Below are 6,963 nucleotides of genomic sequence, written 5' to 3' on the forward strand. Positions count from 1 at the left end.
CGGGCACCTCGTGCTCGGCCCCGAGGTGCCTGACGTCGTCGACGCGGGCAAGAGCGCGAAGGCCGCGCTCGCGGGCTTCGCCGTCGCCCGCTCGTGGCGCAACGCCCCGCGGCCGACGCTCGCCGACGACCTCCTGCCCGAGCGCGCCCTCGCGGGCGACCCGATCGCCCGCGCGACGCTCATCAACCGCATCTACAAGCCCCTCAAGCAGCACAACACCGAGCTGCTGACGACCCTGTGGGCGTACCTCGACAACGGTCGTAGCCTCGAGGCGACGGCGCGCGAGCTCTACGTGCACCCGAACACCGTCCGCTATCGCCTCAAGCGCATCAGCGAGGTCATCGGGTGGGACGCCACGGGGGCGCGCGAGGCGATCATCCTGCAGTGCGCGCTCATCGTCGGGTCCATCTCGGAGCCGGAGCCGCCGCGGCGGTGAGGCTGCGCGCGCATGCCGCCACGGGCATCCCTCTGCCTGTACGGTCCTCACAAGGTCTCGTGGCTTTCTTGCGCCCTGACCACCACCGCCCCCGTCACCCGCACTTGGGAGGATGAAGCAATGATCGTCGTCGTCGCCCCCGGCCAGGGGTCCCAAACCCCGGGCTTCCTCGAGCCGTGGCTCGCCGACCCCGCGCACCGCGCGCGTCTCGAGGCGCTCGGCGAGGCCGCGGGAGTCGACCTCGTCGCGCACGGCACGGTGTCTGATGCCGACACCATCCGCGACACCGCGATCGCACAGCCGCTCATCGTCGCCGCGTCTCTGCTGAGCGCTGGAGCGCTGCTCGACGGTCGTCGCGACCGCGTCGGCGCCGTCGCCGGGCACTCGGTGGGCGAGTTCGCGGCCGCCGCGATCGCCGGAGTGCTCGAGGAGGGCGACGCGATGCGCCTCGTCCGCGAGCGCGGGCTCGCGATGGCCGAGGCCGCCGCGGCCGTCCCGACCGGCATGGCGGCCGTTCTCGGCGGCGATCCGGATGCTCTCGCCGAGCGACTCGTCGAGCTCGGCCTCGAGGCCGCCAACGTCAACGGCGGCGGCCAGACCGTCGTCGCGGGCGAGCTGCGCAACCTCGACGCGCTCGCGAGCGACCCCGTGCCCGGCACGCGGGTCATCCCGCTGCAGGTCGCCGGCGCGTTCCACACGAGCTACATGGGGTCGGCGGTCGAGCGCGTGCGCGCCGCCGCCGCGACGGTTCGGACCGCCGACCCGAGCATCCGCCTCTACACGAATCGCGACGGCGCCGTCGTGACGTCGGGCGCGGGCTTCGTCGATCTGCTCGTCGGGCAGATCTCGTCGCCCGTGCGGTGGGACCTCTGCATGGAGTCGATGGCCGCCGACGGCGTGACGGGCGTCATCGAGCTGCTGCCCGCGGGCGCGCTCGTCGGACTCGCCAAGCGCGGGCTCAAGGGCGTTCCCACCGTCGCGGTGAGGACGCCCGACGACCTCCCCGCCGCGATCGAGATGCTGGAGAGCGCATGAGCGAGCAGCCCGTCCTGAAGCAGTCGGTCGGCGTGCCGTTCACGCGCATCTGGTCGGTCGGCGCCGCGCGCGGCGACCTCACGGTGCCGAATGACGACATCGTCGGGCCGATCGACTCCTCCGACGAGTGGATCCGTCAGCGCACGGGCGTCATCACGCGCATGCGGGCCTCCGACTCCGTCACCGCGGTCGACCTCGCGGAGGCGGCGTCGATGGAGGCCATCGCGAAGGCGGGGATCGACCCGAGCCGCATCGGCGCCGTGATCGTCTCGACGATCTCGAACCCCGTGCAGACCCCCTCGCTCGCGGCGCTGCTCGCCGAGCGCGTCGGCGCGAACCCCGCGCCCGCCTACGACGTCTCGGCCGCGTGCGCCGGCTACACCTACGGCATCGCGCAGGCGGATGCCCTCATCCGGGCCGGTGCTGCCGAGTTCGTGCTCGTGGTCGGCGCCGAGAAGCTCAGCGACTTCGCCAAGCCCACAGATCGCACGATCTCGTTCCTGCTCGGCGACGGCGCGGGCGCCGCGATCGTCGGGCCCGCCGAATCCCCGGGGATCGGCGCGAGCGTGTGGGGCTCCGACGGCTCGAAGTGGGAGACGATCGGGATGGACCACACGATCGCCGAGGGCGTGGAGGCGGGCGTCTTCCCGACGCTCCGCCAGGAGGGTCAGACGGTCTTCCGCTGGGCGGTGTGGGAGATGGCGAAGGTCGCCCAGCGCGCCCTCGAGGCCGCCGGTGTGACGGCCGATCAGCTCGCGGCGTTCATCCCCCACCAGGCGAACATGCGCATCATCGACGAGTTCGCCAAGCAGCTCAAGCTGCCCGAGAGCGTCGTCATCGCGCGCGACATCGCGACGACCGGGAACACCTCGGCGGCCTCGATCCCGCTTGCGACGCATCGGCTGCTCGCCGAGCATCCGGAGCTCAGCGGCGGCCTCGCCCTGCAGATCGGCTTCGGCGCCGGACTCGTGTTCGGCGCCCAGGTGGTGCGGCTCCCCTAGGGCGCGACCACCGAGCCCGCGGCCTCCCCGCCCGGGCGCACCGCCGCCCTAGGATTGAGGGCGGTCATACCGACACCCCTGAGGAGAAGAACAATGGCACTGTCCACCGAAGAAGTTCTCGCCGGCCTGGCCGAGCTCATCAACGACGAGACCGGCATCGCGACCGACTCGGTCGCTCTCGACAAGTCGTTCACGGACGACCTCGACATCGACTCGATCTCGATGATGACGATCGTCGTCAACGCCGAGGAGAAGTTTGACGTGAAGATCCCCGACGAAGAGGTCAAGAACCTCAAGACCGTCGGCGATGCCGTCACCTTCATCGTCAACGCGCAGGGCTAGCCCCCGCGCGGATGCCGGGGCCGACGCGCGAGCGCGGCCCCGGCCCCCGCGACGCCTCCCACCCCTGAGAGAAGAGCTGACGCTATGACCACCATCGTCGTCACCGGAATCGGTGCCACTTCGCCCATCGGCGGGACCGCCCGCGAAAGCTGGTCCGCCCTCCTCGCCGGCGAGTCCGGCGCCCGCACCCTCGAGCAGCCGTGGGTCGCCGAGCACGAGCTGCCCGTGACGTTCGCCGCGCAGGCCAAGGTGCGCCCCGAAGAGGTTCTCGAGCGCCAGGAGATCAAGCGCCTCGACCCCTCCGCGCAGTTCGCGCTCATCGCCGCGCGCGAGGCCTGGGCCGACGCGGGGACGCCCGAGATCGCGCCCGAGCGCATCCTCGTCGACTACGCGACGGGCATCGGCGGTCTCTGGACGCTCCTCGACGCGTGGGACGTCCTGAAGGAGAAGGGCCCGCGCCGGGTCCTCCCCATGACGATTCCGATGCTCATGCCCAACGCCGCCGCCGCCGCGATCAGCATGGGCCTCGGCGCGCGCGCCGGCGCCCGCACCGTGGTCTCCGCGTGCGCCTCGGGCACCGAGGCGATCGCCAACGCCTACGAGCACCTCCAGCAGGGCCTCGCCGACATCGTCGTCGCCGGCGGCACCGAGGCGGTCGTGCATCCGCTGCCCATCGCCGCCTTCGCATCGATGCAGGCCCTCTCGAAGCGCAACGACGACCCCGCCGCCGCCTCGCGCCCCTACGACGTCGACCGCGACGGGTTCGTGCTCGGCGAGGGCGCGGCCGCGATCGTGCTCGAGACCAAGGAGCACGCGCTCGCCCGCGGCGCGCGCATCTACGCCGAGCTCGCCGGCGGCTCGGTGACCTCCGACTCGTTCCACATCACCGCGCCCGACCCCGAGGGCTCGGGCGCTGCACGCGCCGTTCTCGCGGCGCTCGAGCAGGCGGGCGCGACGCCCGACGAGGTCACGCACATCAACGCGCACGCGACCTCGACGCCCGTCGGCGACGTCGCCGAGTTCGAGGCGCTCAAGCGCGTCTTCGGCGATCGCGTCGGATCGATCCCGGTCTCGGCGACCAAGGCCTCCACCGGGCACCTGCTCGGCGGCACGGGCGCGCTCGAGGCGGTCTTCACGATCCTCGCGCTGCACGAGCGCACCGCGCCGCCCACCATCAACCTCGACAACCAGGACGAGCGCATCCCTCTCGACGTCGTCACCGCGCCGCGCCCGCTCGGCGACGGCCCGCAGCTCGCGATCTCGAACTCGTTCGGGTTCGGCGGGCACAACTCGGTCATCGCGTTCCGCTCGTACGACGGGTAGAGCGCGGGCGGCGCATCACCCGTCTCGACGGCGGCCTCGCCGCAGTGCACGTCAACAACTCAAGACGAGCGGTGTCGTGCGGGTCCGGGGAGCGATCACCCGGTGCTCGTGGCACCTGCTGTCCTGAGTTGTTGACGAGTGCGGGGGTCGGGTCGTCCTGAGTCGGTGACGCGGGGGCGCGGGGGCGGTCAGCCGGCGCGGTGCAGCCAGACGACGCGCTGGCCGTCGCCGGCGTGGCGGAAGGCCTCGAGCTCGTCGTCCCAGGCCTGGCCGAGGGCGAGGCGCAGCTCGCGATGCAGCTCGAGCGTGTTCGAGCCCGCGACCTCCATCGCGTAGCGGACCCGGTCCTCCGGGATGACCATGTTCCCGGCGACGTCGGTCTGCGCGTAGAAGATGCCGAGGTCGGGGGTGTGCATCCATCGGCCGCCGTCGGTGCCGAAGCCGGCCTCCTCGGTGACCTCGAAGCGGAGGTGCTCCCAGCCGCGCAGGGCGCTCGCGATGCGCGCGCCCGAGCCGCGGTCCCCCTCCCAGACGAACTCGGTGCGCTGCGAGCCCTTCATGACCGGCTGGTCGACCCAGTCGAAGCTCACAGCACGATCGATGGCGCGACCTGCCGCCCACTCGATGTGCGGGCAGAGCGCGCGAGGAGCGGAGTGCACGTAGAGCACTCCGCGAGCCGTTGCTGTTGCCACTGTTCACTCCGTTTCTTCAGGTACGACTTCCCCATCGACCTGGTGCGGAGTGACAGCGTGTTCAGTTGTGGCGATTGCTCGCCGTATGTGCATTATCGCCCACGACGGCCCCGAATCACAAGCGTGTCGTTCGATCTCCTCACGTGTCGTCGCCCGGGCCCTCGCCCGGCCGTCACGCGAGGTCGCCGGATTTCCCGCGCATTGCATACGCCGCATAGTGTGGAGGCATGACGCTGCGTCATTCCCTCCTCTCCGTCCTCACCCTCGGCCCCGCCTACGGCTACCAGCTGCACGCCGAGGTCGTGGAGCGCACGCGGCGCGACGCGCCCCTCAACGTCGGGCAGGTCTACTCGACGCTCGACCGTCTCCGTCGCGACGGGCTCGTCGAGGACGCGGGCTCGACCCCCGACAACCTCCCGCTGTACCAGCTCACCGACGCCGGCACGATCGAGGCGCGCATGCACCTGACCGAGCCCGACCTCGCCGACTGGCACGAGATGGTCGAGCGCGTCCTGCTCGCGATGTCACTGCCGGGCAACCACCTCGACACGCTGCTGGCCAACTATCGGATGCTGTGGGCGCCCCGCGAGGGCGCCTCCGCCGAGATCGCCGATCCCTCCGGCGGCGCGGCGCAGGCCTCGGCCGCCCACGCGCAGCGCCTCCTCCGCTCCGCGGCGCTCGCGTGGCTCGACTCGCTCCCCGCGATCGACCCGTGGCCGCTCCGCACCGATCGTCGCCGCCGGGGCCGCCGAGCCGCTGATGCCGTCGGTCCCGATGGCGGCGGCGCCGCGACGGATGCCTCCGCCGACGCGCCCGGCGCTCCGGCGCGCGGGTCGCGCCGCGGAACGACGCGCTGACGACCGCGCACGGCGGGCTGACCTCGGAGCCGCGCAGCTACTTCGCGTCGCTGTAGCGCTCGACCGTCGCGACCGTGACGGGAAAGCTCACCGGACTGCCGGGGAAGAGCAGGCGCCCGGCGTCGACGGCGGCGGCGCGCATGACCTCCTCGACCTCGGCCGCGCGCTCGCGCGGAGCGTGCACGATGAGCTCGTCGTGGAGGAAGAACACGAGGTGCGGCTGCGAGGCCAGCGGCCCGCCCTCCGGTGACCAGAGACGGCGGCGCACCCCGGCCATCCACGACAGCGCCCATTCGGCCGCGCTGCCCTGCACCACGAAGTTGCGGGTGAAGCGACCCCACGAGCGCGCGGCCGACCTGGCATCCTCGCGCTGCGCGGCCGTCGCCGCGTCGGAGGCGGCGATGAGCTGGCGCTCGCGCCATACCTCGCCCGGCGACGGCGAGGTACGGCCCAGCCGGGTGCGCACGCGCTCGCCGCGCTCCCCCGCCCGCGCGGCCTCCTCGACGAACCGGATCGCGTCGGGGAAGGCGCGCTGGAGTCGCGGGAGGACGCGCGCGCTCTGGCCGGTCGTCCCGCCGTACATGGCCCCGAGCATCCCGAGCTTGGCGTGCTCGCGCGACTCGACCGCGCCGCTCGCGACGATGCCCGCGTAGAGGTCCTCCCCCGCGCCGGCGCGCGCCATCGCGGCGTCGCGCGAGAGGGCGGCGAGGATGCGCGGCTCGAGCTGCGCCGCGTCGGCGACCACGAGCACCCAGCCCGGGTCGGCCACGACGGCGCCGCGGATCTGCTTGGGCAGCTGCAGCGCGCCGCCGCCGTCGGAGCCCCAGCGGCCCGTGACCACGGCGCCGGGGACGTAGCTCGGACGGAAGCGGCCGTCGTGCACGTGGGCGTCGAGCCAGCTCCAGCCGTTGGCGGTGAGGAGGCGGCTGAGCTTCTTGTAGCGCAGCAGCGGCTCGATCGCGGGGTGGTCGAGCCGGCGGAGCTCCCACGAGCGGGCGCTCGAGACCTCGAGGCCGGCGCGACGCAGCGCCTTCACGAGCTCGGGCGGCGAGTCGAGCGGGATGCTGCCCGGCGTCGCGCCGAGGAGAGTCTCGACCTCGGCGCCGAGTGCGGCGAGGCGCTCGGGGCGCTGGCCGGGGGTGTCGGGGCGCGGCCCGAGGAGATCGGTGAGGAGCGCGTCATGGGTCTCGGCGCTCCACGGAAGCCCTGTGCGCTGCATCTCGACCGCGGCGAGGGCGCCGGCCGATTCGGCGGCGGCGAGCAGCGCGAGGTCGCGC

Annotated in this window: 8 protein-coding genes; 6 read left to right on the forward strand and 2 right to left on the reverse strand. The window is 73.0% G+C overall.

The window, feature by feature from the left end:
• The 5 genes from Q7T15_RS02095 to Q7T15_RS02115 all read left to right on the forward strand — a co-directional run.
• On the forward strand, nt 1–436 hold a 436-nt coding region (locus Q7T15_RS02095; RefSeq protein WP_304692798.1), incomplete at its 5' end, for a CdaR family transcriptional regulator.
• Nucleotides 437–556: 120 nt separating this feature from the next.
• Complete coding sequence (locus tag Q7T15_RS02100) at nt 557–1,471, forward strand: ACP S-malonyltransferase (protein ID WP_304692800.1); 915 nt, start codon at nt 557–559, stop codon at nt 1,469–1,471.
• Nucleotides 1,468–2,472 (forward strand): beta-ketoacyl-ACP synthase III, encoded by a 1,005-nt coding sequence (locus Q7T15_RS02105; protein ID WP_304692802.1) that lies wholly within the window; start codon nt 1,468–1,470, stop codon nt 2,470–2,472. Before Q7T15_RS02100 ends, Q7T15_RS02105 begins: the two co-directional genes overlap by 4 nt.
• 93 nt (nt 2,473–2,565) lie before the next feature.
• Nucleotides 2,566–2,814, forward strand: coding sequence for an acyl carrier protein (locus tag Q7T15_RS02110; protein ID WP_182489790.1), 249 nt, complete (start codon nt 2,566–2,568; stop codon nt 2,812–2,814).
• Nucleotides 2,815–2,898: 84 nt separating this feature from the next.
• Nucleotides 2,899–4,137: a beta-ketoacyl synthase gene (locus Q7T15_RS02115; protein WP_304692806.1), complete on the forward strand. Its 1,239-nt coding sequence runs from the start codon at nt 2,899–2,901 to the stop codon at nt 4,135–4,137.
• A gap of 188 nt (nt 4,138–4,325) precedes the next feature.
• On the opposite strand, the gene Q7T15_RS02120 is transcribed toward Q7T15_RS02115, so the two are convergent.
• Complete coding sequence (locus Q7T15_RS02120; RefSeq protein ID WP_304692808.1) at nt 4,326–4,829, reverse strand: DUF3145 domain-containing protein; 504 nt, start codon at nt 4,827–4,829, stop codon at nt 4,326–4,328.
• Between the two features lie 227 nt (nt 4,830–5,056).
• On the opposite strand from Q7T15_RS02120, the gene Q7T15_RS02125 reads away from it, so the two are divergent.
• Nucleotides 5,057–5,686, forward strand: a complete 630-nt coding sequence (locus tag Q7T15_RS02125; protein WP_304692810.1) for a PadR family transcriptional regulator — start codon at nt 5,057–5,059, stop codon at nt 5,684–5,686.
• Between the two features lie 37 nt (nt 5,687–5,723).
• Here Q7T15_RS02125 and Q7T15_RS02130 read toward each other — a convergent pair.
• Nucleotides 5,724–6,963 (reverse strand): bifunctional 3'-5' exonuclease/DNA polymerase (locus tag Q7T15_RS02130; RefSeq protein WP_304692812.1); only part of this gene is annotated, 1,240 nt, incomplete at its 5' end.

Source organism: Microcella sp., from assembly GCF_030645145.1.
In the GTDB taxonomy this organism is placed as follows: domain Bacteria; phylum Actinomycetota; class Actinomycetes; order Actinomycetales; family Microbacteriaceae; genus Microcella.